Here is a 21,931-nt window from a genome sequence, read left to right as displayed (position 1 = left end):
GACCCACCGACGCACGCTGCTCCCGGACCGTGAAAGAGGAACCCATGAACGCACATCCACCGCGGAACCGGCGCTCCGCCGGCCGGCTCCGGAGACCGGTGGCCGCCCTCGCCGCACTGGCGCTGCTGCTGACCACCGGGCTCTCCTCGTCCCCGGCCAGCGCGCGGCCGACCGACCCGGAACCCTCCGCCCCGGCGGCCGCCGCGGCCCCGTTGCAGGCCCAGGTGCTGACCTGGACGGCAGGGGACAACTTCCTCGCCTACCGTTCGGCCCCCACCACGGCGGTCGCCGGGCCGGCCACCCTCGTCTTCGAGAACAGCGCGGCCACCGGAAACACCACCGGCATGCAGCACACCCTGACCTTCGAGACGTCCGACCCCGCGTACAACAGCGACGTCGACGTGAACATCCTGGCCGATCCGACGGACGCCAACGGGGGGCGTTGGACGGTCGACGTGGTGCTCTCCCCGGGCACCTACCGTTACTTCTGCTCCATCCCGGGCCACGGCGGAATGACCGGCCTGCTGGTCGTCGACGGCGGCGGCTCGGACACCACGGCCCCGACGGTCACCGCGGCGGTGACCGGGGAGAAGGACGCCAACGGGGCGTACGTGGGCAGCGCGACGGTGACCTTGACCGCCGCCGACAGCGGCTCCGGCGTCGACCGGGTCGAGTACGCCCTGGACGGCGGCGCGTACGGCACCTACGCGGCGCCGGTGACGGTGAACCAGCCGGGGCAGCACACCCTGAGCTACCGGGCCACCGACAAGGCCGGCAACACCTCGTCGCCGCAGCAGGTGTCGTTCACCGTGGTGGAGCCGCCGCCGACGGACACCACGGCGCCGACCGTGACCGCCGCGGTGACCGGCCAGCGGGACACCAACGGGGCGTACGTGGGCAGCGCGACGGTGACCCTGACAGCCGCCGACACCGAGTCGGGCGTGGCGAAGGTCGAGTACGCCCTGGACGGCGGCGCCTACGCGGCCTACGGGGCGCCCGTGACGGTGAACCAGCCGGGGCAGCACACGGTGAGCTACCGGGCCACCGACAAGGCCGGCAACACCTCGCCGGCGCAGCAGGTGTCGTTCACCGTGGTCGAGCCGGCCCCGGCCGACACCACGCCGCCGACCGTGACCGCCGCACTGACCGGGGAGAAGGACCCGAACGGGGCGTACGTGGGCGGCGCGACGGTCACCCTGACCGCCACCGACGCCGGCTCCGGCGTGGACCGGGTGGAGTACTCCCTCGACGGGCAGCCCTACGCCGGCTACACCTCCCCGGTGGCGGTGAACCAGCCGGGGCAGCACACGGTGAGCTACCGGGCCACCGACAAGGCGGGCAACACCTCGTCGGCGCAGCAGGTGTCGTTCAGCGTGGTCGAGCCGACCCCGGCCGACACCACGGCGCCGACCGTGACCGCCGCGGTGACCGGGCAGCGGGACACCAACGGGGCGTACCTGGGCAGCGCCACGGTCACCGTCTCGGCCACCGACGCCGAGTCCGGCGTGGCGAAGGTCGAGTACGCACTGGACGGCGGCGCCTACGGCACCTACGCGGCACCCGTGACGGTGAACGAGCCGGGGCAGCACACGGTGAGCTACCGGGCCACCGACAAGGCCGGCAACACCTCGCCGGCGCAGCAGGTGTCGTTCAGCGTGGTCGCGCCGACCCCGACCGACACCACCCCGCCCACCGTCACCGCCGCGGTGACCGGCCAGAAGGACGCCAACGGCGCCTACCTCGGCGCCGGCACGGTCACCCTCACCGCGACCGACAGCGGATCCGGCGTCGACCGGGTCGAGTACTCCCTCGACGGCCAGCCCTACGCGGCGTACTCCGCGCCGGTCACCGTCAACCAGGTCGGGCCGCACACGGTCAGCTACCGGGCCACCGACAAGGCCGGCAACACCTCGTCGCCGCAGTCGGTGTCGTTCACGGTGGTCGATCCGCCCGCGCCCGACACCACCCCGCCCACCGTCACGGCCGCCGTCACCGGGCAGCTGGACGACGCGGGAGCGTACTTGGGCAGCGCCACGGTCACCCTGACCGCCGCCGACAGCGGCTCCGGGGTGGACCGGGTCGAGTACTCCCTCGACGGCCAGCCGTACGCCCGCTACGCCGCGCCGGTCACCGTCGACCGGGCCGGGCAGCACACGCTGAGCTACCGCGCCACCGACAAGGCCGGCAACACCTCCGGCACCGCCTCGGTCAGCTTCACGGTGGTCGCCAGCGGGCCGCAGCCCGAGTGCGTCAAGGACACCCGGCCCACCGTCTGGCTCGGCACCGTCGACAGCGGCGTGCCCAACCGGGTGGTCCAGGGCGACTGCACCATCAACGCCGTCATCGACGACGAGCGGAGCTGGCCGAACCACGGCGAGTTCGTCTCCTACGTCACGGCGGTCGCCGAGCACCTGCACCACCTGGGCGTCATCTCCCACACCGAGCACGGCCGCCTGGTCAGCGCGGCCGCCCGCTCCGGCGTCGGCAAGCCGGCGGGCAAGGACGGCTACCAGCCGATCCTCGACTCCTCCGCCGCGTCCTTCGGCCGCTGGCAGCAGGTCGGCGCCGGCGGGTTCGCCCGCAACGCCGACGGCTCGATCACCAGCCGGCCGGTGCCCGGGCTGGGCATGCTCTGGTACCCGGTCAGCGCGTACGGCGACTTCTCGCTGAAGCTCCAGTGGCGCGACGACGCGCCGGGGGAGGGCCGGGCCAACAGCGGCGTCTTCGTCCGCTTCCCGGATGTCCGGAACCATCCGGCCGAGTCCCGGCCCGAGTGGGTGGCCATCAAGTACGGCCACGAGCTCCAGATCTTCGACCGGCCCGACGGTGACCGGTACAAGAGCGGCTCGGTGTACGGCTTCGACCGGGTCGACCTGGCCGGCGCCGGGGTCACCCCGAAGGGCACCTGGAACGACTACGAGATCCGCGTAGTCGGCCAGCACTACTCGGTGTTCCGCAACGGCGAGCTGATCAACGAGTACGCCAACGTCGCCGACGCCGTCTTCGACCCGCCCCGGGCGGACGACCCGGGCGGCGCCGGGCGGCAGCACGCCACCGGCTACCTCGGCCTCCAGAACCACGGGACCGGCGACATCGTCAGCTTCCGGAACGTGCGGATCGCCCCGCTGACCGCCTGCTGTCCGGGCGGCGCCGCGAACACCTGCTGCTGAGCGAGCGAAAGGGACACCACCATGGCAAGGAGAAGCATCGACCGCCGTACCCTGCTCCGGGGTCTGGTCGGCTCCACGGTCGCGGTCAGCGCGGCGAGCCTGGCCGGCGCGCTGCCGGCCGGGGCCGCCGAGGACGCCGCCGGCCGGCTCATCCCCCAGGGACACCTGGGCATCCAGCTCTACAGCGTCCGGGACAAGATCGCCCAGGTCGGCTTCGCCGCCGTCTTCGAGGAGCTGTCCCGGATCGGCTACCGGGAGGTGGAGTTCGCCGGCTACACCCAGGGGTCGGTCGGCGCCATCACCCCGCAACAGATCCGCCGGCTGCTCGACGACAACGGGCTGACGGCGGCCGGCAGCCACCGCGGGCTGAACGACTTCCGCACCAACCTGGAGTGGGAGCTGGAGGTGGCGGAGATCCTCGGCATGCCGGCGATCGGCACCGCCGAGGCCCCCACCGGCGACCGGACCATCGCCGGCTACCAGCGGGCCGCCGCCGAGTTCAACACGTGGGGCGCGGCCGCCGCCGCCCGCGGCCTCAAGCTCTACCAGCACAACCACACCATCGAGTTCAGCTTCGCGGTCGACCGCCCCGACGTGCGGCTCTACGACCTTTTCCTGGAGCTCACCGACCCCCGGTACGTCTACCTCGAGATGGACATCCTCTGGGCGTACGGCGGGGCGCGGAAGTACCCGGGCTTCCGCCCGGTCGACTACGTCAACGCCCACCCGGAGCGCTACCCGCTGTTCCACGTCAAGGACGGCGTCCCGCTGCCCGACCCCCAGCAGGGCAACTCCTACGCCGATGTGGAGTTCGGCGCGGGCGTCATCCCGTTCGCCGAGTTCTTCGGCGAGCTGACCGGCCGGGGCCGCTTCGAGTTCCTCTGGGAGCAGGACTCCGCGCCGGGCACGCAGCCGGACCCGCCGGGGTCGCTGGGCGCCGCCGAGCGCAGCTACCAGCGCATGGTCGACCTGCGGGGTGCCCGATGAGCGCCTGGCGGCTGGCCGAGGAGGAGTCCGGGCCCCGGCAGCCCCGGACCGCGCGTCCCCGGACCGGTGGCCGGCGGATGCTGGTCGTCGCGGCGGTGGTGCTGCTCACCCTGGTCGGCGCCGGCGGGCTGGCCGCCGCCCGCACCGGGATGTTCGCCGAGCGGCCGGACGGCTGCGTCAAGCCCGACCGGACCATCCAGCTCTACGCCGTGGAGCTGCCCAAGGACGGCACCCAGATCCGGCTCGGCTACGGCCTCACCCCGCAGACGGCCTCCTACCCGGGCCCGCTCATGGAGATGATGGAGGGCGAGTGCCTCGCCATCACCCTGCACAACCAGGTGCCCGAGGCCACCCTGGCGGCGCTGCGGACCAACCCGGACCACCCGCTGGGCGTCTCGCTGCACGTGCACGGGGTCAAGTACACCCAGGACTCCGACGGCACGGTGCAGAGCGGCTCGTACGTCCCGTCGGGCGGCTCGCGCACCTACACCTGGTACGCCCAGCCGCGCAACAACAGGACCGGGGCGCCGGGCACCGCCGGCTACTGGTGGTACCACGACCACGTGGTGGGCGGGCCGCACGGCACCCAGGGGCTCTCCGCCGGCCTCTTCGGCGGCCTGGTGGTCCGCCGGCCCGGCGACCCGAAGCCGGACCGGACCTACACGGTGGCCTTCGGTGACCGGCAGAGCATCAACCTGCGCCGGGGCGAGGCCATCGACACCTGCACCGAGGTCAACCCGCAGCCCGGGCCGACCTGCCTGGTCGCCCGCAAGGGGGAGCGGGTGGAGTTCGTGGTGGTCGGCATCGGCAACGACATGCACACCTTCCACCTGCACGGGCACTCCTGGGCGGACACCCGGACCGGGACGGTGCCCAACGGCCAGCCGTTCGCCGACTCGGTGCCGGTGATCGACAACAAGACGCTCGGCCCGGGTGACTCGTTCGGCGCCCAGGTGGTGGCCGGCGACTCGGTCGGACCGGGCCACTGGATGCTGCACTGCCACATGCAGTTCCACTCCGACGCCGGGATGTCCACCATGCTGCACGTCCTGGACGAGAACGGGAACATGCCGCCCGGCATGGACCACGAGCACGGCGTCGCCGGGGCCACCTCGGCGACCGCCGCCGACAGCGGCGCGCACCAGCACGACTGACGGGTCCGCGGCTGCCGGCCCTCAGCGCCGAGGACCGGCAGCCACCGGACGACCTCCACCTCCGAAACCGCCGCACCGGCCACCCGCCACGGGTGGCGCCGGTGGACGCGTACGCCCTTCCTCCGGTGACCGCCTCACGTCACCGGCGGAATCGACGAACCCGGAAACCTCACAACAGGAGGATTCGAGATGGCCGACAGACGCCATTTCCGGTTCTCCCGATGGGTCGGCCTCGACGCCGGCCCGACGGGAGCCACCACCACACCGCCCTCACCGACCGCCCCGCGTCGCCCCGGCGCCCGTCGCCGGCTCGGCGCCCTGGCGTCGAGCGCCGCCCTGGCGCTCGGCGTGCTCGCCCTGCCGGGCCAGACCCTCACCCCGACCCCCGCGGCGGCCGCCGAGGCCGCGCCGGCGGTCAAGGTGCTGGTCTTCCACGGCCCCGTGGACAAGCAGGACGACCCGGTCACCAAGGCCACCGCCACCATCCGCGAGCTGGGCGAGCAGCAGGGCTTCACCGTGGACGACTCCGCCGACCCGGCGGTGTTCAGCTTCGGGAACCTGGCCCGCTACCGGGCGGTGGTGTTCCTCTCCGCCAACGGCGTCACCCTCAGCGACGCGCAGGAGGCGGCCTTCCAGGCGTACGTGAAGAACGGGGGCGGCTTCGTCGGCGTGCACGACGCCGCCCGGGCCCAGCCGGACTCGTCCTGGTTCACCGGCCTGATCGGCACCCGGCCGGCCGCCGGCCTGCCGAACGCCGAGAAGCCGGTCTCGGCCACCGCGAGCGCGGAGAACCCGCCGAACGAGACCGCCGCGAAGGCGATCGACGGCTCGACCGGCACCAAGTGGCTGACGTTCTCGCCGACCGGCTGGCTGGCGGCGAAGCTGGCCAAGCCGGTGGTGGTCAGCCGCTACGCGCTCACCTCGGCCAACGACTTCCCCGGCCGGGACCCCAAGAACTGGACCCTGCAGGGCTCTCAGGACGGCACCACCTGGACCGACCTGGACACCCGCAGCAACGAGACCTTCCCGCAGCGGTTCCAGACCAGGCAGTTCAGCTTCACCAACACCACCGCCTACCAGCACTACCGGCTCAACGTCACGGCGAACAGCGGGGAGCCGCTGATCCAGCTCGCCGAGCTGTGGCTGATCGGCCCGGACGCGGGACCGCCGCCGGAAACCACCGTGCAGCAGGCGAAGGTCGACCTCACCGACCGGCAGCACCCGGCCAACAAGGGCCTGCCGCTCACCTGGACCCGCGCCGACCAGTGGATCAACTGGGACCCGAGCCCGACCGGCCGCGTGCACACCGTCGCGCAGGTCGAGGAGGGCACCTACAACGCCGGCCTGAGCGGCAACGGCGCCTTCCACCCGATCTCCTGGTGCCAGGACTACGACGGCGGCCGGTCCTTCTACACCGGGATGGGACGCACCGAGGCGAGTTGGACCAGCGACAAGCAGTTCCAGGGGCACCTGGCCGGCGCCATCAAGTGGTCGGCCGGCCTGGTCCGCGGTGACTGCCAGGCCACCATCGCCGCGAACTACCGCGTCGACCGGCTCACCGCCGCCAACCAGCCCGGCCAGCTCGACCAGATCGGTGAGCCGCACGGCCTGACCGTCGCCCCCGACGGCGGGGTGTTCTACATCGGCAAGGCGGCCTGCCCGAGCGGCCCGGTGGTGAGCTGGGACGACCCCAAGGTCGGCCTCGGCTGCGGCACCATCCACCGGTGGGACCCGAAGACGAAGCAGCCCAAGCTGCTCACCACCCTCGCGGTGATGGGTAACCGGGGCAGTGGCAGCGAACTGGTGAAGAACGAGGAGGGCCTGGTCGGCATCACCCTCGACCCGAAGTTCGCCGAGAACGGCTGGGTCTACGTCTACTGGATGCCGCACGAGTCCATCGACCGGGACCGGCGGATCGGCCAGCGGACCGTCTCCCGGTTCACCTACGACGCCGCGAAGCAGTCCATCGACCAGGGCACCCGCAAGGACCTGCTGCACTGGGACACCCAGATCCACAGCTGCTGCCACGCCGGCGGCGGGATGACGTTCGACGAGAGCGGCAACCTGTACATCGGCTCCGGTGACAGCAACTCCTCCGGCGGCTCCAACGGCTACTCCGGCAACAACTGGACGCAGGAGTTCAAGGGCACCTCGTTCCAGGACGCCCGGCGTACCGCCGGCAACACCAACGACCTCAACGGGAAGATCCTGCGCATCCACCCGGAGGCCGACGGCACCTACACCATCCCGGCCGGGAACCTGTTCACCGGCAAGGAGGAGGGCGGCGGCAAGGCCCGCCCGGAGATCTACGTGATGGGCGTGCGCAACATCGCCCGGATCGCCTGGGACTCGGTCCACCACTGGCTGACCGCGGCCTGGGTCGGCCCGGACGCCGGCGCCCCGGACCCTGAGCTGGGCCCGGCCAAGTACGAGACCGCCACGATCATCACCTCGGCCGGCAACCAGGGCTGGCCGTACTGCATGGGCAACCGGCAGCCGTACCGGGACCGCAGCAGCACCGACGCGACCGTGCTGACCGGCTGGTACGACTGCGACAACCTGAAGAACACCTCGCCGCGCAACACCGGTCTGGTGAACCTCCCGCCGGCCCGGGACAACATGATCTGGTACTCGCCGCAGGGCGGTGGCCCGGTCTACCCGAAGCGGACCGACGGCAGTGGGCTGCCCACGTACCAGCTCGGGCAGGAGACCTTCACCCAGCCGTACCTCAAGGGCGGCGGGCAGGCGATCATGGACGGCCCGACCTACCAGCGCGAGAAGGTCGACACCGCAAGCGGGGTGGCCTGGCCGGCGTACTGGGACGACAAGTGGTTCATCGGCGACCAGTCCAACGCCAACAACCGGGTGGCCGTCACCGTCGACCCGGCCACGGTCGACGAGCACGCCCCGCCCGCGTTCGCCGAGGACCTGCGCCAGATCATCCGCGGCGGTTCCGGCGGCAACCAGCTCCAGTCCTGGATGGACGCCAAGTTCGGCCCGGACGGCGCGCTCTACATGCTGGACTACGCGGGTGGCTTCTTCAGCCTGCACAGCAACCAGAAGCTGATCCGGATCGCCTACACCGGTGGCGAGGCGACCCCGCGGGCGAGCGACGCCTCCTGGCGGGCCGTCACGCCGAGCCGGCCGAAGACCGTCACGTTCTCGGCGGCCCGGGTCGGTGGCGTGGCGTGGGAGTGGAACTTCGGTGACGGCAGCGCGCCGTCGCACGAGGCGAACCCCACGCACACCTACGCCGACTACGGCACCTACGAGGCCACCCTGAAGGTGACCTACGCCGACGGCCAGGTCTCCACCGCGAAGATCACCGTCACCGCCGGCTGCGCCGCGCCGGACAGCCGGGCGACCGTGCGGATGCTGGACACCGACACCGGGGTGACCAACCACCAGGTCGGCGGCGGCTGCACCGTCAACGACCTGATCGACGACGAGCGGAGCTGGACCAACCACGGTCAGTTCGTCAGCCACGTGTCCGACGTGGTGAACGACCTGCGCGCCGACGGCGTGCTGGACAACCGGGAGGCGACGAAGCTGAACACCGCCGCCGCCCAGTCGCCGATCGGCAAGGTCGCCGGCTACCGGTCGCTCTTCGACGGCACCGCGGCGTCCCTCGCCGACTGGCGGCAGGCGCCCGGAGGGTCGTTCAACCTGCAGCCGGACGGGACCATCCGCAGCTCGGGTGGGCTCGGCATGCTGTGGTACGCCAAGGACGAGTTCGCGGACTTCTCGCTGCGGCTGAAGTTCCGCGACGTCTCCGCCGGCACCACGTACGCCAACAGCGGGGTCTTCGCCCGGTTCCCGGATCCGCGGATCCCGCTGGACGAGCGACCTGCCGGCAGCTGCGGCACGGTCGGCTCGGCCCGGTCGTCCCAGGCCTGGGTGGCGATCTACTGCGGTCACGAGATCCAGATCTACGACGGGCCCACCGGCGAGCCGCAGAAGACCGGGTCGATCTACAACTTCGACTCGCAGGGGCTCGACAAGGCTGGGGCGACCCCGAAGGGGACCTGGAACGACTACGAGGTCCGGGTGGTCGGCCAGCACTACACGATCATCCGGAACGGCGTGGTGATCAACGAGTTCGACAACACGCCCGGGAAGGCGTCGTCCCGGGCCGGTGACCCGCCGACCGACCTGCGGCAGTTCCTCAGCGGGTTCGTCGGGTTGCAGAACCACAGCACGAACGACCTGATCGAGTTCCGCGACGTGCGGGTGCGCGACCTGTAGTCGCACCGGCGGCGCCGGGCACGGGGTCGACCCCGTGCCCGGCGCTCGCGGGTCAGCCTCCGTCAATGACTCTGCGCGTCGCCCCGCGAACTGCGACAGGCGTAGGAGCCGGGGGCGGGCTTCTTCCACAGGTGTCCGAAGACCCGTACACCCGTCGATCCGTAGGTTCGGGGCGACCGTCGCGGCGGTGTGTCCCCTGTGTACGCCGCCGGTCGACGGCCGGCGCGGGAAGGAGAGCATGCGGATGCGAAGCGGAAGACATGCCTGGCGGGCCACGGTGGTGGCCCTGGCGGTCGCGGTCACCGGCCTGCCGGCGACCGGCGCCCTGGCCGGGCCGGGCGCGGACGACGGCGCCCGGCTGGTGGTCGAGGGCGGGGTCACCCAACCGGTGTTCGGCTACGCCGACGCGGTCCGGGAACGGATCTTCGTCACCTCGGACGTGGACACCGACGGCGACGGCGCCCGAGACATCGTCGCCATGGACATCATCCGGCCACGGGCCAGCGAGAACGGGCTCAAGGTGCCGGTGGTGATGGACGCCAGCCCGTACTACTCGACGGTCTGCCGGGGCAACGAGAGCGAGTGCAAGGCCGACCTCGACGGCGACGGCCTGAACGACACCTGGCCGCTGTTCTACGACAACTACTTCGTCCCGCGCGGCTACGCGATGGTGCTGCTCGACATGATCGGCACCAACAACTCGACCGGCTGCCCGGTCACCGGTGGGCGGGCCGACAACATCAGCGCGCCCACGGCGATCGACTGGCTCAACGGGCGCCGGCCGGGCTTCGACGCCGCCGGCCGGCAGGTCGTGGCGGACTGGCACAACGGCCGCACCGGCATGATCGGCAAGTCGTACGACGGGACCCTGGCGAACGCCGCCGCGGCCGACGGGGTGGCCGGGCTGACCACCATCGTGCCGATCTCGGCCATCTCCAGCTGGTACGACTACTCCCGCAGCAACGGCCTGGTCACCCGGGCGAACAACTACTCGGGCAGCCTGGCGAACACGGTCACCAACCCGGCCCGGCGCGCGTACTGCGCCCCGGTGCGGGCCGCCCTCGGGCAGGGCGGCGACGACGCCACCGGGGACTACAACGACTTCTGGGCGGAGCGGGACTACGTGCCGCACGCCGACCGGGTCCGGGCCAGCGTCTTCGTGGTGCACGGCATCAACGACGACAACGTCCGCCCGGACCACTTCAGCAAGTGGTGGGCCGCGCTGGGCGAGCAGGGCGTGCCGCGCAAGCTCTGGCTCACCGGCGCCGGCCACGTCGACCCGTTCGACTTCCGCCGGGGCGCCTGGGTGGAGACCCTGCACCGCTGGTTCGACTACTGGCTCCAGGGCGTCGACAACGGCATCATGCGGGAGCCGGCCGTCGACATCGAGCGGGCGCCGGACGTCTGGGAGACCGCGCGTGCCTGGCCGCTGCCGGACGCCCGGCCGACCCAGGTGTTCCTGCGGGCGCCGGCGGCCGGAAACGTCGGCGGGCTCGCCGTCCGCTCCGGCCCCGGCAACGGGTCCGCGACCTTCCAGGACACCCCCACGATGACCGCGACCAACGCCATCCGCCACCCGTCGGACCCGGCCGCGAACACCGAGAACCGCCTGGTGTTCCTCTCCGCCCCGCTGACCGCGCCGCTGCACGTCTCGGGCACCCCGGTCGTGCGGATCAACGCCACCGTCGACGGCGAGGACACCAGCTTCGCCGGGCTCCTGGTCGACTACGGCACCCGCCTGCGGTTCAGCACCAGCGGCGACGGGATCCGGACGCTGACCGACGAGGACTGCTGGGGCGCGAGCGCCACCTGGGGCGGCTTCGCCGAGAACGCCTGCTACCGGAAGACTGAGAAGACCGTCGCGACCAACCCGCAGGAGCTGGTCACCAAGGGGATCATCGACGGCCTCAACCTCGACTCGCCGTCGGTGTCGACGCCGCTGGTGCCCGGCCGGAAGACCGCGGTCGACGTGAACCTGCTCCCCGAGGACTACGTCTTCGACGCCGGCCACCAGATCGGCGTGGTCCTGCTCGGCTCGTACTCCGGCTACAGCAGCCGGGCCAAGCAGAGCCGGGCGCACATCACCGTCCACTTCGACCGCAGCCGGATCACCCTGCCGGTGGTCGGCGGCCGGACGGCGGCGGAGGCCGCCGGCCTGTAGGAGACCCGGGGGCGGGACGCCGGCAGCGGTGTCCCGCCCCCGCCTACCGATCCGGCTGGTACCGGCCGGTGAGCCGGCCCAGCTTCAGCGCCAGGTGCAGGCAGAGCCGCTCGTTGCCGTCCTTGAGGTCGGTCTCGGCGAGCAGCTCCACCCGTTGCAGCCGGTAGTACAGCGTCGTGCGGTGCAGCCGGAGCCGTTCGGCGGTGGCGTGGGCGTTGCCCGCCAGGTCCAGGTAGACCTCCAGGGTCTCCAGCAGCACCTGGTGCGCCTCGTCGCCGAGCAGCCGGCCCAGCCCCGGGTGCACCCGGGCGACATCGAGGTGGCGGGCGTCCACGCCGGACAGCAGCCGGTAGATGCCCAGGTCGGCCCAGGGCACGACCGGGCCCAGGGCGGGCAGTTGCACGCCCACCCGGGCCGCCTGGAACGCCTCCTGGTAGGACAGGAGGCTGTCGTACAGCCGGGGCCGGCCGTCGCCGACCCCGAGCACCGTCCGGCTCACCGACGCCAGCCCTCGGGTCGCCGCGCGCAGGGCCTGGTCCAGGTGCGCGGCGGCTTCCTCGGCCGCCACCCGGCCGGTGGCCCGCCCGCCGCAGAGCAGCAGCACCCCGTGGTCGTGCCGGACCAGGTGCAGGGTCTCGCGGGAACCGACCCACTGCCGGGTGGCGACCAGCGCGTGCTCCAGGGCGACCCGGGCCGTGTCGTCCAGCACGTCGTCCCGGGTCACCGCGAGCTGGGCGACCAGCGCGGTGACCTGGCCGTCGCGGGCCACCACGCCGTCGGTCAGCAGCGACCGGACGGCCTCCCGCCGGGCCTCCGGGGACTCCACCAGCAGGGTACGGGTGGCCTCCGCCTCCCGCTGCGAGGTCAGCTCGCCCAGCAGGTTCTCCCGGTAGAGGGCCAGCGAGAGGTCCGGCATCGCCTCGGTCACCACCGAGATGTCCTCGTCGGTCATCCCATCGACCGCGTCGATGAACCAGACGAAGCCCAGCAGCAGGTCCTGGTGCCGGATCGGCACGCAGACCCGGGGGAGCAGGTCCAGGTCCGGCCGGGCCGGGGTGCGGACCGGTTGCCGGGCCTGCATGATGCCGATCTCCCGGGCCCAGGCGATCACCTCCGGCGTGGTGTGCCGGCGCAGGATCGAGCTGCGGCGCACCCCGTCGATCAGCCCGGTGTGTTCGCTGTAGACGACGACGCGCTGGCGCCGGTCCTCGATGAGTGCCGGTCGCTTCACCCGCGCCGCGACCCGGTCGACGATGCGTTGCAGCTCCATGCGCATGCGCTTCCCCCGGACCGGCCCGGGTCCGGCGGGGTCCCCGCACGGTGTGGGCCGGATGTGTGCTGGTTGGACCCTGGGCCTACCTTCCGATGATGGTGGCGGGCGCGCAATACCCCCGCGACAGCCGTACCCGGTCCGCGTGGAGCGGTTCCGGCATCTGTCGGAAGACCGCGGCCCGGGACGGCCCTAACGTGTGCGGGGCCGGGTCCGCCGAGAAGGGAAACCGTCGTGGCCGCAACCAGGCCCTGGCAGGGCGTCGTCGTCGCCCTCCCCACACCGTTCCGGAGCGACCTCTCCGTCGACTTCGACCGGTTCCAGGAGCACGTACGGTGGCTGGGCGACTCCGGCTGCCGGGGTGTGGCCCCGTGCGGCCCGCTGGGGGAGTACAGGGCCCTGTCCGAGGGGGAGCGCGCCGATGTGGTCCGCGCCGCCGTCGAAGCGGCGCCGCCGGGCTGCGCGGTGCTGCCGGCCGTCGGGGGGTACGGCAGCCGGCAGGCGCGCCACTGGGCCGAGCAGGCGCGGCTCGCCGGGGCGCAGGCGGTGCTCGCCCCGCCACCGGTCGGCTACCCGGGCGGGCCCGCCGAGGTGGTCGCCCACTATCGCGAGGTGGCCGCCGTCGGGCTGCCGGTGGTGGTGTGCCGCGATCCGGCCGAGGCCACGGTGGACCTCACCCCGGACCTGCTCGCCCGGGTCGCCGAGACCGACGGCGTGGTGGCCGTACGCGAGGACGACGTCCGCCGGCTGCACCGGGTCCGCGACCTCTGCCCCCACCTCGACGTGCTGGCCGGCGCCGACGACGTGCTGCTGGAGCTGACGGTGTGCGGCGCGACCGGGTGGCTCGCCCGCTGCCCCAACGTCCTGCCCGGGCTCTGCCTGCGCCTGCACCGGCTCTGCGCCGCCCGTGACCTGGCTGCCGGGCTGCCGCTCTACGCCCGGTTGCACCCCCTGCTCGGCTGGGGCGCCCGCACCGAGGGGGTGCAGGCCGTGAAGCTGGCCATGGGGCTGGCCGGCCGGTACGGCGGCCCGTGCCGGCCGCCCCGCGGCGCGCTGCCCCCGGAACTGGAGGAGCGGCTCTGCCGGGACCTGCGACGGGCTGAGCGGGCCGAGCGGTCCGATGCCGGGCCGGTGCCCACGGCGTGACGTCCTGCACGTGTCGGAAGTCGCCGGCCCACCTGCCGACATCTGCACGGTGACCGCCGCGCCGGCCGCCTCCTAGGGTCGGGATCGGGCGTGATCAATGCGGACGGTGAGCGCCCCTGATCGCCCCGCCCCCAGCCCTCGACCTGAGAGGTGACTCGATGCACCTTCTGCCCACCAGGCGTGCGGTGTGGCGCTCGGTGCTGGCCGCCGCCGTCACGACCGTGCTGGTCGCGACCGGCGCCGCCGGGCCGGCCTCCGCCGCACCGGGCGCCCCGCCGGACGCGCCCGCCCCGTTCCAGCCGCTCGACCCCCAGCGCTGGCAGAATCCCGACACGATGACCTGGGACGACTACCGGCAGGTGCCGAACCGGAACTGGGCCGACCCGTCCGTGCGCGGCTCGGTCCGCAACTTCAAGATCGCGCTGGTCACGCTGGACTATGTGGACCAGCCGTTCGTCATCACCCAACCGGCCGGCTCGACGGTCTTCGGCAACCCGCAGGCGACCGCCGCGAACGTGCCCCGCAACCAGGTCGCGAAGTTCTACACCGACTTCCTGAACAAGCCCGGCGACCTGAACCGGGGACACACCCTGCACGAGTACTGGATGCAGGACTCCAACGGTCGCTACGGGGTGGACCTCAGCGGCTTCGGCCCGTACGAGATGCCGGCGAAGTCCTACCAGTACGGCATCGACAACGGCTTCAACCCGGGCGCCTGCCCGACCGGGGAGGCGTGCGCCAAGAACATCCGCACCGACGGGCTGGGCGCCTGGCGCGCGGCGGTGGGCGACGCGGTGGCCGACAGCTTCGAGCTGGTCTTCATCCTGTCGGCCGGCCAGGACGAGTCCTCGACCTGGCAGGAGTTCGGCCAGATGATGTTCCAGACCAAGGAGGACGTGCCGGATGCGTGGGGCCCGCCGGACCCCAACCTGCCCAACTACGCGAAGACCCGCTACGTCGAGTGGACCTCGTGGAAGGCGGCCGCCACCATCTGGCCGAACGCCGGCGGCGGCTCGTCCACCCAGGCGGAGAGCTCCGGCATGGGCGTGTACGCCCACGAGCTGAGCCATCTGCTCAGCATCGGGGACAACTACAACAACCCGTACGGCACGCCGTTGCGCCGCGCGTACACCGGCATCTGGAGCATGATGTCGCGCGGGTCGTTCAACGGGCCGGGCGGGCCGCACACCCGCTGGCAGATCCCGCCGGTCAACGGCGGCTCGATGGGGTCGCTGCACACGGTGCGGGACAAGCTGAAGATCGGGCTGCTCGGTGAGGAGCACGTGCTGCGGCTCTCCCGGGAGGGGCTGGCCACCTCCGGCATGGTGGTCGCCGACGTGACCGCCCGCGCCGTGGACGCCGGTCCCGGTGGGCTGACCGGCCTCAACATCGCCATGAACACCGACCGCTCGCCGGCGTGCACCGTCGCCACCGACCCGCTCTGCGACGGCGGCCGGTACAACAACTACACCGTCGAGGTCGTCGACCGGATGGGCGCGGACTCGTTCACCCCGGACAACGGCGTGCTGATCAGCAAGACCAAGAACACCGACAGCGCCCCGTTCGTGTGGGTGGTCGACGCCAACCCGCAGGACATCGACATGGTGGACTTCTACCAGCCGAACGGCACCCCGCAGAAGATCACCATGGGTGACTACCGGCAGCTGTCCGACGCGCTGTTCCACGCCGGGGCCAACTCCGGCAGCGAGTACGAGTACGTGGACAAGGCCAACCGGCTGCACTTCTACGTGCTCAACCTGCGCCGGGACGGCGACGGGGTGCTGTCCTACACGGTGGCCGTCCGGTCGCTGGACGGCGCCGGGCACAGCGCGCACGGGGTGACGCTGTCCAAGGGCCACCTGGTGACCCGGGGCGAGCCCACCGGCAAGGGCGCGACCTGCACCTTCGACCTGACCAACACCGGGACGTACGTGGCCGAGGGGCAGCCGCACCCGGAGGACGCCGGCGCGTACCTGAAGTCGGACGTCTACCGGCTCTCGGCGACCGTCGGTGGCGAGGGCTGGCGGGTGGAACTGCCCAACGAGCTGGCCACCGCCGAGTTCGGGGCCAGCACCCCGGTTGCCGTCTCGGTCGGGGCCGGCTCCGGCGCGACCGCGACCACCCTGGTGACGCTCACCGCCACCTCGGAGAGCGACCCGAGCAGGACCGTCACCAGCCAGTGCCGGGTCGAACGGCCCCGGGCGCTGCTCGGCTGACCCGCACCCGGGGGCGGTGCGGACCGTGTGCCGCACCGCCCCGGGGCACCGACCCCGACGACCAGGAGGACAGATGCGTCGCCTGCTGGCAGCGCTGGTGCTGCCGTCGCTGCTCACCGGCGCGCTCACCGCGTGCGGTGACGGCGAGGAGGCCCGGTCGGCGATGACCGTGCGGGTGCTCGTCCGGGACATCAACATCCGGCCGGCGGGCGTCGAGTGCGCGGGCACCGGCCCCTACACCCACTTCCACAACCGGGCGCCGTTCCAGGTGGTCGACCCGGCCGGCCGGACGCTCGCCGAGGGCTCGCTCTCCCCGGGCCGGTCGGTGGCGACCTTCGCCGAGGACCTGGAGGTGCCGCGCGTGCCGACGTACTGCGAGTTCGCCGTGCCGGTCGAGCTGGCCGCTCGGGACGCCTACCGGCTGGTCGTCGACGGCCACCCGCCGGTCGACCTCACCCCGAACGACAGCGAGGGACCCGCGCTGGTCGCGGTGGTGCCGTCGTGACCCGGGGGTACGCCGTCCGCCTGACCGCCGTCGCGCTAGCGCTGGCGGGGGTGTTCGCCGCGACCGCGTGCTCCGGCGGCGACGACGCACCCGCCCGGCCCGAGCCGGTCGCCGGTGGGGCCGCGGCGCTGCCGGGTCCCGCGCCGGCGGGTCTCGCGCTGCGACCGGCGCCGTCCGGGGCGCCCGGCGCGCCGGCCGTCACCGGCGCGCTCACCGACGGCAGCCCGGTGGCCCTCGCCGAGCTCTGGGCCGACCGACCGGTCGTGCTGATCTTCTTCACGTCCTGGTGCACGCTCTGCGCCGACCGTCAGGCGGCCCTGAGCGAGCTGGCCCGCCGCCATCGGGACGAGGTCGTCTTCGTCGGGGTGGCCACCGAGGACAAGCCCGAGGACGTCCAGCGCTACCTGCGGGAGCACCGGGTCGGGTACCCGGTCGCGCTCGACGCCGACGGGCTGATCTGGCGCTCGTACGCGGTCCGCGAGCCCCCGGCCGTGGTGGTCGTCGCCAAGGGCGGTGCGCTGCTGCGGGGCTGGCCGGGCGGCGTGGACGCGGCCACCCTCGACGCCGAACTGCGCAGGCTCGTGCTCGCGGGCTGACCGGCGGGTCAGTCCGGCGCGGCCGGCCGGCGCTTCTGGGGATACGGGGTCTCGCCCCGGGCGAGCATCTCGACGAACTCGGCCAGTCGCCGCGCCCGGGTCTCCGCCCGCCGGGCGGCGCCGAGCCGGTAAATGATCGCGTACCGGTTCTGCGCCGTGAGCACGTCGAACATCGCCCGGGCCCGGGCGTTGCCGGCGAGCGCGGCGACCAGGTCGTCCGGCACCTCGGCGGTGGCCTGCCCGGCGTACGCGGCGTCCCAGCGGCCGTCGGCCCGGGCCCGTTCCACCTCGGCGAGCCCGGGCGGCCGCATCCGGCCCTCCTCGACCAGCCGGGCGACGATCCCGACGTTCCGCGCCGACCAGGGGCTGCGCGCCCGCCGCGGGGTGAACCGCTGGCGGTAGGTGGCCTCGTCCCGGCGCCGCACCTGGCCGTCGATCCAGCCGTGGCACAGCGCCTCGTCGAGGGCCTGGTCGTAGGTGAGGGTGGTGGGCCCGGCGGCGCCCCGCTTGGCCAGCACCAGCCACACGCCGACCGGGTCGTCGTGATGGGTGGCGAGCCAGTCCCGCCAGGCGTCCGCGTCGGGCACCACCAGCTCCGGCGGTTCCTGCGCCATCGGCTCCTCCTCCTCCGCTCAGCGGGGCAGCCAGGCCGGCGGGTCGCCGCCCCACCGCGTCGGCGGGCTCGCCCAGGTACGCGGACCGCCGGGCAGGGTGACCGGAGGCAGCGCGTACCGGAGGCGGCCCGCCGGGCTGTCCCGCTCGGCGCACCAGGGGTCCGGGTCCGGCGGGGCGGCGGCCTGGACCGCCCCGGCCGGCAGCTCGTGCCGCAGCCACCGGGCGGTACGCGCCAGCGACAGCTCGGCGGTCCAGGCGCCCCCGTCGCCGGCGCGCAGCGCCAGCGCCCGCAGCACCGCCGCGGCGAGCAGGTAGCCGGTGCCGTGGTCGAGCGCCTGGGCGGGCAGCACGCCCGGCGTGCCGTCGGGCCGCCGCTCGATCTCGGCGATGCCGGTGGCGGCCTGGACCAGGCTGTCGAAGCTGCGTCGCCCCGCCCACGGGCCGGTGCCGCCCCAGGCCGACAGCCGCGCCACCACCAGGTCGGGGCGGTGCCGGCGCAGCGCCTCGGGGGAGAGGCCCCACCGGTCCAGCGCCCCCGGCCGGTAGCCGGTGACCACCACGTCGGCGTCGGCGAGCAGCGCAGTGAACCGGGCCCGGTCGGCGTCCCGGCCCAGGTCGAGCAGGGTGGACCGCTTGCCCGCGTCGGTGTCCAGGTGCTGCGGCTCCAGCTCCGGCAGCCCGGGGGAGTCGACGCGCAGCACGTCGGCGCCGAGCAGGGCGAGGAACCGGGTGGCCACCGGACCGGCGATCACCCGGGTCAGGTCGAGCACGCGTACCCCGGCGGCGGGCAGCCCGGCCGGCGCGGCGGACACCGGGCGGGCCGCCGCGGGGGCGTCGGCCCGGAGCCGGACCAGGGGTTCCGCCGCGACGGCCGCGGCCTGCGGGTGCGCGTCCCATCCGGCCGGCGTGCGGGCGGCCACGGCGAGGCCGTCGGCTGCGGTCACCCGCTGTTCGACCTCGGCCGCCGGGCGGGCACCGATCCGCTCGCCGACCGTCGCCACCAGGGCCTCGTCGTCGGGGTGCGCCGGGTCGAGGTCGAGCGCGGTCAGCAGCCGCCGCCGGTGGTGCGGGTAGTTGGCGTGGGTGCGGACCCAGCCGTCGGCGGCCGGCCAGAACCGGGACAGCGGGGCGAAGCCGCTGAACGCCTGCCCGTCCACCCGCAGGTGCCGCTCGCTGGTGAAGGCGACCGCCACGGCGCGGCTGTCCACGGCCAGCGGGCCGTCCGTTCCGGCGCCGCGGGCCCGGGCCAGCTCCAGCGCGGCCAGTCCGGCGGCGGCGACGCACGCCACGGCCAGGTCGGTGACCGGCAGCCGGGCCGGCAGCACCCCGGCGGGGCCGGCCGGCCGCACCGCCTCGGCGTCGGCCGGGTCACCGCCGAGCGCGGCCCAGGCCGACCGGATCGCGTCCGTCCTCGGGTTCTCCACGCCGCCGATCATCGCACCGCCGGCGGCGGCCCGGCGCTCACCGGGGTCGCCGGGTCTTCGACGGCGACAGGCTGGGCAGCGGGCTGAGCGAGGGGGAGATGGTCGGCCGCGAGGTCGGTCGCTCGCTCGAGGTGGGGCTGGGGCTCGGGCGCGACGGAGTCGCGCTCGGCGTCGGCCGCGCGGACGGGGTGGGCGAGGAGGTCGCTGGCGGCGTCGCCGGCGCGGTGGTCTCCGGGGCGTCGTTCGGGAACGCGGGATCCTGGAACCGGTACTTGTCCGGGTCGAGCTTCAACGCCGCGGTGGCCTGCTCCATGAACTGCCGCCAGATCGGCCCGGGCCCGGTGGAGCCGTAGACCTCGTAGCTGCCGTCCTTGGTCTGCAGCGGCTTGCCGTCGGTGGTGCCCAGCCAGACGGCGGAGGCCAGCGCTCCGGTCCAGCCGACCATCCAGGTGTGTACGTTCTGGGTGGTGCTCTGCCCGGCCTGCCAGGTGCCGGTCTTGCCGGCCGAGTCCCAGCCGTTGTCGAGCTTGGCCGCCCGGACCCGGCGCAGCGTCCAGTCGAGCTGGTTGATCGCCTCCTGGTCGAGGCCGAGGTCGGTCTGCTTGAGCTGCTCGCTCCACACCTTCTCGTCGCCCTTGGTCACCGACCGGACGAAGTGCGCATCGGCACGCTTGCCGCCGGCCGCGAAGGTGGCCATCCCGTTGGCGTGGTCCAGCACGCTGATGCCGTACTGGCCGATGCCGACCTCGGTGGAGAAGCGCCCGGCCACCTCCTCGGCGGGCTTGTCCCGCAGGTCCACCCGCTGCGGCTGGGGGTTGCCCTTGACGGTCTCCCACATCGACTCGACCCCGGCCCGCTTCGCCATGTCGATGACCTTGGCGGTGCCGAGCTTCTCGGTCAGCTCGAAGTAGGTGACGTTCAGCGAGGCGACGGTCGCCTCCCAGAGCGCGCAGTTCGGCTGGCAGGGCGCGTGCTCGGCGTTGCGGATGGGGCCGGCCGGGCTGCCCTTGGTCCGCCCCGACTCGGGGAACTCCTTGGTGTCCGGCGAGTCGAACCGCTGCTTCACCGAGATTTCGTTCTCCAGGGCCGCGGCCAGGTCGTACACCTTGAACGACGAGCCCGGCGGGTGCTGGCCGAACCCACGGGCCTGGCCGTTCTCGTCGCGGTACCAGCCCGCGTAGTCGGCGCCGGAGCTCTTGTCGCCGCCGTAGTAGCCGAGCACCCGGCCGGTGCCCGGCTCGACCGCGACCAGCGCGGCCTGCCAGTTCTTCCGCTGGCCGCGGACGGCTTCCGGGGCGGTGTCCCGGCGGATGTCGGCCGCCGCCTCGGCGGCGTCCTGCACCCGCTTGTCGATGGTCGTGACGATCCTGTAGCCGCCGTCCCGGATCACCTCGTCCGGCTTGCCGCGGAACGGCTCGGTCTCCCGCAGCTCGCTGAGCACGTGGTTGACCACCAGGCCGGTCGGGCGGTCCAGCCCGGAGCGGCCCGCGTCGGGGTCGATCGGCCGCACCGTGTCCGGGTACGCCAGGTTCGCCGCCTGCTCCGAGGTGAGGTAACCGAGCTTCATCATGCCGTCGCGGATGTAGTTCCAGCGGTCGATCGAGTTCTGCTTCGCGGTGGCGTTGCGCCGCGGGTCGTAGCCGGGGGAGCCCTCGGGGTCGGCCGGGTCCGCCTCCGGCTGCTTCACCATGGCGCAGAGCACCATCGCCTCGGCCTGGGTGAGCTGCTGCTGCGGCGGGGCGTCCCGGCGCACCGTCTTGCCGAAGTAGGTCTGCGCGGCCGCCTCGATCCCGTACGCCCCCCGGCCGAACGGGACGGTGTTCAGGTAGAAGCCGAGGATCTCCTCCTTGCTGTACTTGTCGTCCAGCTTCCAGGCGATGACCGCCTCGCGCAGCTTCCGCGAGTAGGTCACCCCACGCAGGTCGGCGGCGACCCGCGCGTACTGCTGGGTCAGGGTGGAGGCGCCCTGCCGCTGCCCGCCGGTGACGTTCGCCCAGGCCGCCCGGAGCACGCCCTTGAAGTCCACGCCCTTGTTCGTCCAGAAGGTGCGGTCCTCGGCCGCCACGATGGCCTGCTTGGCCGAGTCGTTCATCTGGTCGTAGGGGACGATCGTGCGGTTCTCCGCGCCCAGCTTCGCCAGCGGCGTGCGGCCGTCGGCGTAGTAGACGGTGGTCGACTCCGGGAGTTTCAGGTCGGTCGGGGTCGGCACGCTGTCGAAGTAGTAGCCGCCGGCCACCAGGCCCGAGCCGGCCAGCAGCGCGAGCACCGCCAGGAAGATGAGCAGGCGGTGCCGCCGACGCCTCCGGCCCGGGGTCGGTGTCGCGTCGTCGTCGTTGTCGCCGGTCTGAAGCATCCGCACCCGATACCCTCCGACTGCTCGGCCGAATCGTGTCCCTGCCCGGCTCGCAGGCTAGCGGAGCTGCGGCGACGGCACCGGGCGTC

At 73.3% G+C, this 21,931-nt stretch carries 13 protein-coding genes; 9 read left to right on the top strand and 4 right to left on the bottom strand.

Going from position 1 to position 21,931, the window contains the following annotated elements; genetic code table 11:
- The first annotated feature begins 44 nt into the window (after positions 1-44).
- From AB0F68_RS24955 to AB0F68_RS24935, 5 genes are all read left to right on the top strand, one after another.
- Positions 45-3,170 (top strand): family 16 glycoside hydrolase, encoded by a 3,126-nt coding sequence (locus AB0F68_RS24955; protein WP_357342387.1) that lies wholly within the window; start codon positions 45-47, stop codon positions 3,168-3,170.
- Positions 3,171-3,191: 21 nt separating this feature from the next.
- On the top strand, positions 3,192-4,157 hold the full coding sequence (locus AB0F68_RS24950; RefSeq protein ID WP_357342383.1) for a sugar phosphate isomerase/epimerase: 966 nt from the start codon (positions 3,192-3,194) through the stop codon (positions 4,155-4,157).
- On the top strand, positions 4,154-5,311 hold the full coding sequence (locus tag AB0F68_RS24945; RefSeq protein ID WP_357342379.1) for a multicopper oxidase domain-containing protein: 1,158 nt from the start codon (positions 4,154-4,156) through the stop codon (positions 5,309-5,311). The genes AB0F68_RS24950 and AB0F68_RS24945 overlap by 4 nt, the downstream gene beginning before the upstream one ends.
- A 189-nt stretch (positions 5,312-5,500) precedes the next feature.
- Positions 5,501-9,556 carry a ThuA domain-containing protein gene (locus tag AB0F68_RS24940; RefSeq protein ID WP_357342375.1) on the top strand — a complete coding sequence of 1,352 codons (4,056 nt, stop codon included), beginning with the start codon at positions 5,501-5,503 and terminating at the stop codon, positions 9,554-9,556.
- Between the two features lie 244 nt (positions 9,557-9,800).
- Positions 9,801-11,717 carry a Xaa-Pro dipeptidyl-peptidase gene (locus tag AB0F68_RS24935; RefSeq protein ID WP_357342372.1) on the top strand — a complete coding sequence of 639 codons (1,917 nt, stop codon included), beginning with the start codon at positions 9,801-9,803 and terminating at the stop codon, positions 11,715-11,717.
- A gap of 43 nt (positions 11,718-11,760) precedes the next feature.
- Here AB0F68_RS24935 and AB0F68_RS24930 read toward each other — a convergent pair whose 3' ends face one another.
- Entirely contained in the window at positions 11,761-12,987 is a 1,227-nt protein-coding gene (locus AB0F68_RS24930; protein WP_357342368.1) for a helix-turn-helix domain-containing protein, read from the bottom strand.
- A 234-nt stretch (positions 12,988-13,221) separates the two neighbouring features.
- Here AB0F68_RS24930 and AB0F68_RS24925 point away from each other — a divergent pair, with 234 nt between their 5' ends.
- From AB0F68_RS24925 to AB0F68_RS24910, 4 genes are all read left to right on the top strand, one after another.
- A complete protein-coding gene (locus AB0F68_RS24925; protein WP_357342365.1) occupies positions 13,222-14,133 on the top strand; it encodes a dihydrodipicolinate synthase family protein in 912 nt (303 codons plus the stop codon).
- Positions 14,134-14,291: 158 nt separating this feature from the next.
- On the top strand, positions 14,292-16,349 hold the full coding sequence (locus tag AB0F68_RS24920; RefSeq protein WP_357342362.1) for a M6 family metalloprotease domain-containing protein: 2,058 nt from the start codon (positions 14,292-14,294) through the stop codon (positions 16,347-16,349).
- Between the two features lie 73 nt (positions 16,350-16,422).
- A complete protein-coding gene (locus AB0F68_RS24915; protein WP_357342359.1) occupies positions 16,423-16,854 on the top strand; it encodes a hypothetical protein in 432 nt (143 codons plus the stop codon).
- Positions 16,851-17,450, top strand: coding sequence for a TlpA disulfide reductase family protein (locus AB0F68_RS24910; RefSeq protein WP_357342357.1), 600 nt, complete (start codon positions 16,851-16,853; stop codon positions 17,448-17,450). The genes AB0F68_RS24915 and AB0F68_RS24910 overlap by 4 nt, the downstream gene beginning before the upstream one ends.
- Before the next feature lie 8 nt (positions 17,451-17,458).
- Here the strand turns inward: AB0F68_RS24910 and AB0F68_RS24905 are convergent, their stop codons facing one another.
- The 3 genes from AB0F68_RS24905 to AB0F68_RS24895 are packed head-to-tail and all read right to left on the bottom strand — an operon-like array spanning position 17,459 to position 21,842.
- A complete protein-coding gene (locus AB0F68_RS24905; protein ID WP_357342354.1) occupies positions 17,459-18,064 on the bottom strand; it encodes a YdeI/OmpD-associated family protein in 606 nt (201 codons plus the stop codon).
- An 18-nt stretch (positions 18,065-18,082) separates the two neighbouring features.
- A complete protein-coding gene (locus AB0F68_RS24900) occupies positions 18,083-19,489 on the bottom strand; it encodes a CoA transferase (protein ID WP_357342353.1) in 1,407 nt (468 codons plus the stop codon).
- Between the two features lie 37 nt (positions 19,490-19,526).
- Positions 19,527-21,842, bottom strand: coding sequence for a transglycosylase domain-containing protein (locus AB0F68_RS24895; RefSeq protein WP_357342423.1), 2,316 nt, complete (start codon positions 21,840-21,842; stop codon positions 19,527-19,529).
- Positions 21,843-21,931: the final 89 nt, after the last annotated feature.

This window comes from Micromonospora sp. NPDC023966, from assembly GCF_040639095.1.
Lineage (GTDB): Bacteria > Actinomycetota > Actinomycetes > Mycobacteriales > Micromonosporaceae > Micromonospora.
The sequence above is the reverse complement of the archived record's forward strand: the minus strand, read 5'-3'. Positions and strand labels throughout refer to the sequence as shown.

Bases quoted from the DNA above. Each gene is read 5' to 3' on its own strand.
- AB0F68_RS24915 (WP_357342359.1), top strand. From the start codon at position 16,423: ATGCGTCGCCTGCTGGCAGCGCTGGTGCTGCCGTCGCTGCTCACCGGC.
- AB0F68_RS24955 (WP_357342387.1), top strand. From the start codon at position 45: ATGAACGCACATCCACCGCGGAACCGGCGCTCCGCCGGCCGGCTCCGG.
- AB0F68_RS24920 (WP_357342362.1), top strand. From the start codon at position 14,292: ATGCACCTTCTGCCCACCAGGCGTGCGGTGTGGCGCTCGGTGCTGGCC.
- AB0F68_RS24935 (WP_357342372.1), top strand. From the start codon at position 9,801: ATGCGAAGCGGAAGACATGCCTGGCGGGCCACGGTGGTGGCCCTGGCG.
- AB0F68_RS24905 (WP_357342354.1), bottom strand. From the start codon at position 18,064: ATGGCGCAGGAACCGCCGGAGCTGGTGGTGCCCGACGCGGACGCCTGG.
- AB0F68_RS24950 (WP_357342383.1), top strand. From the start codon at position 3,192: ATGGCAAGGAGAAGCATCGACCGCCGTACCCTGCTCCGGGGTCTGGTC.
- AB0F68_RS24895 (WP_357342423.1), bottom strand. From the start codon at position 21,842: ATGCTTCAGACCGGCGACAACGACGACGACGCGACACCGACCCCGGGC.
- AB0F68_RS24940 (WP_357342375.1), top strand. From the start codon at position 5,501: ATGGCCGACAGACGCCATTTCCGGTTCTCCCGATGGGTCGGCCTCGAC.
- AB0F68_RS24945 (WP_357342379.1), top strand. From the start codon at position 4,154: ATGAGCGCCTGGCGGCTGGCCGAGGAGGAGTCCGGGCCCCGGCAGCCC.
- AB0F68_RS24930 (WP_357342368.1), bottom strand. From the start codon at position 12,987: ATGGAGCTGCAACGCATCGTCGACCGGGTCGCGGCGCGGGTGAAGCGA.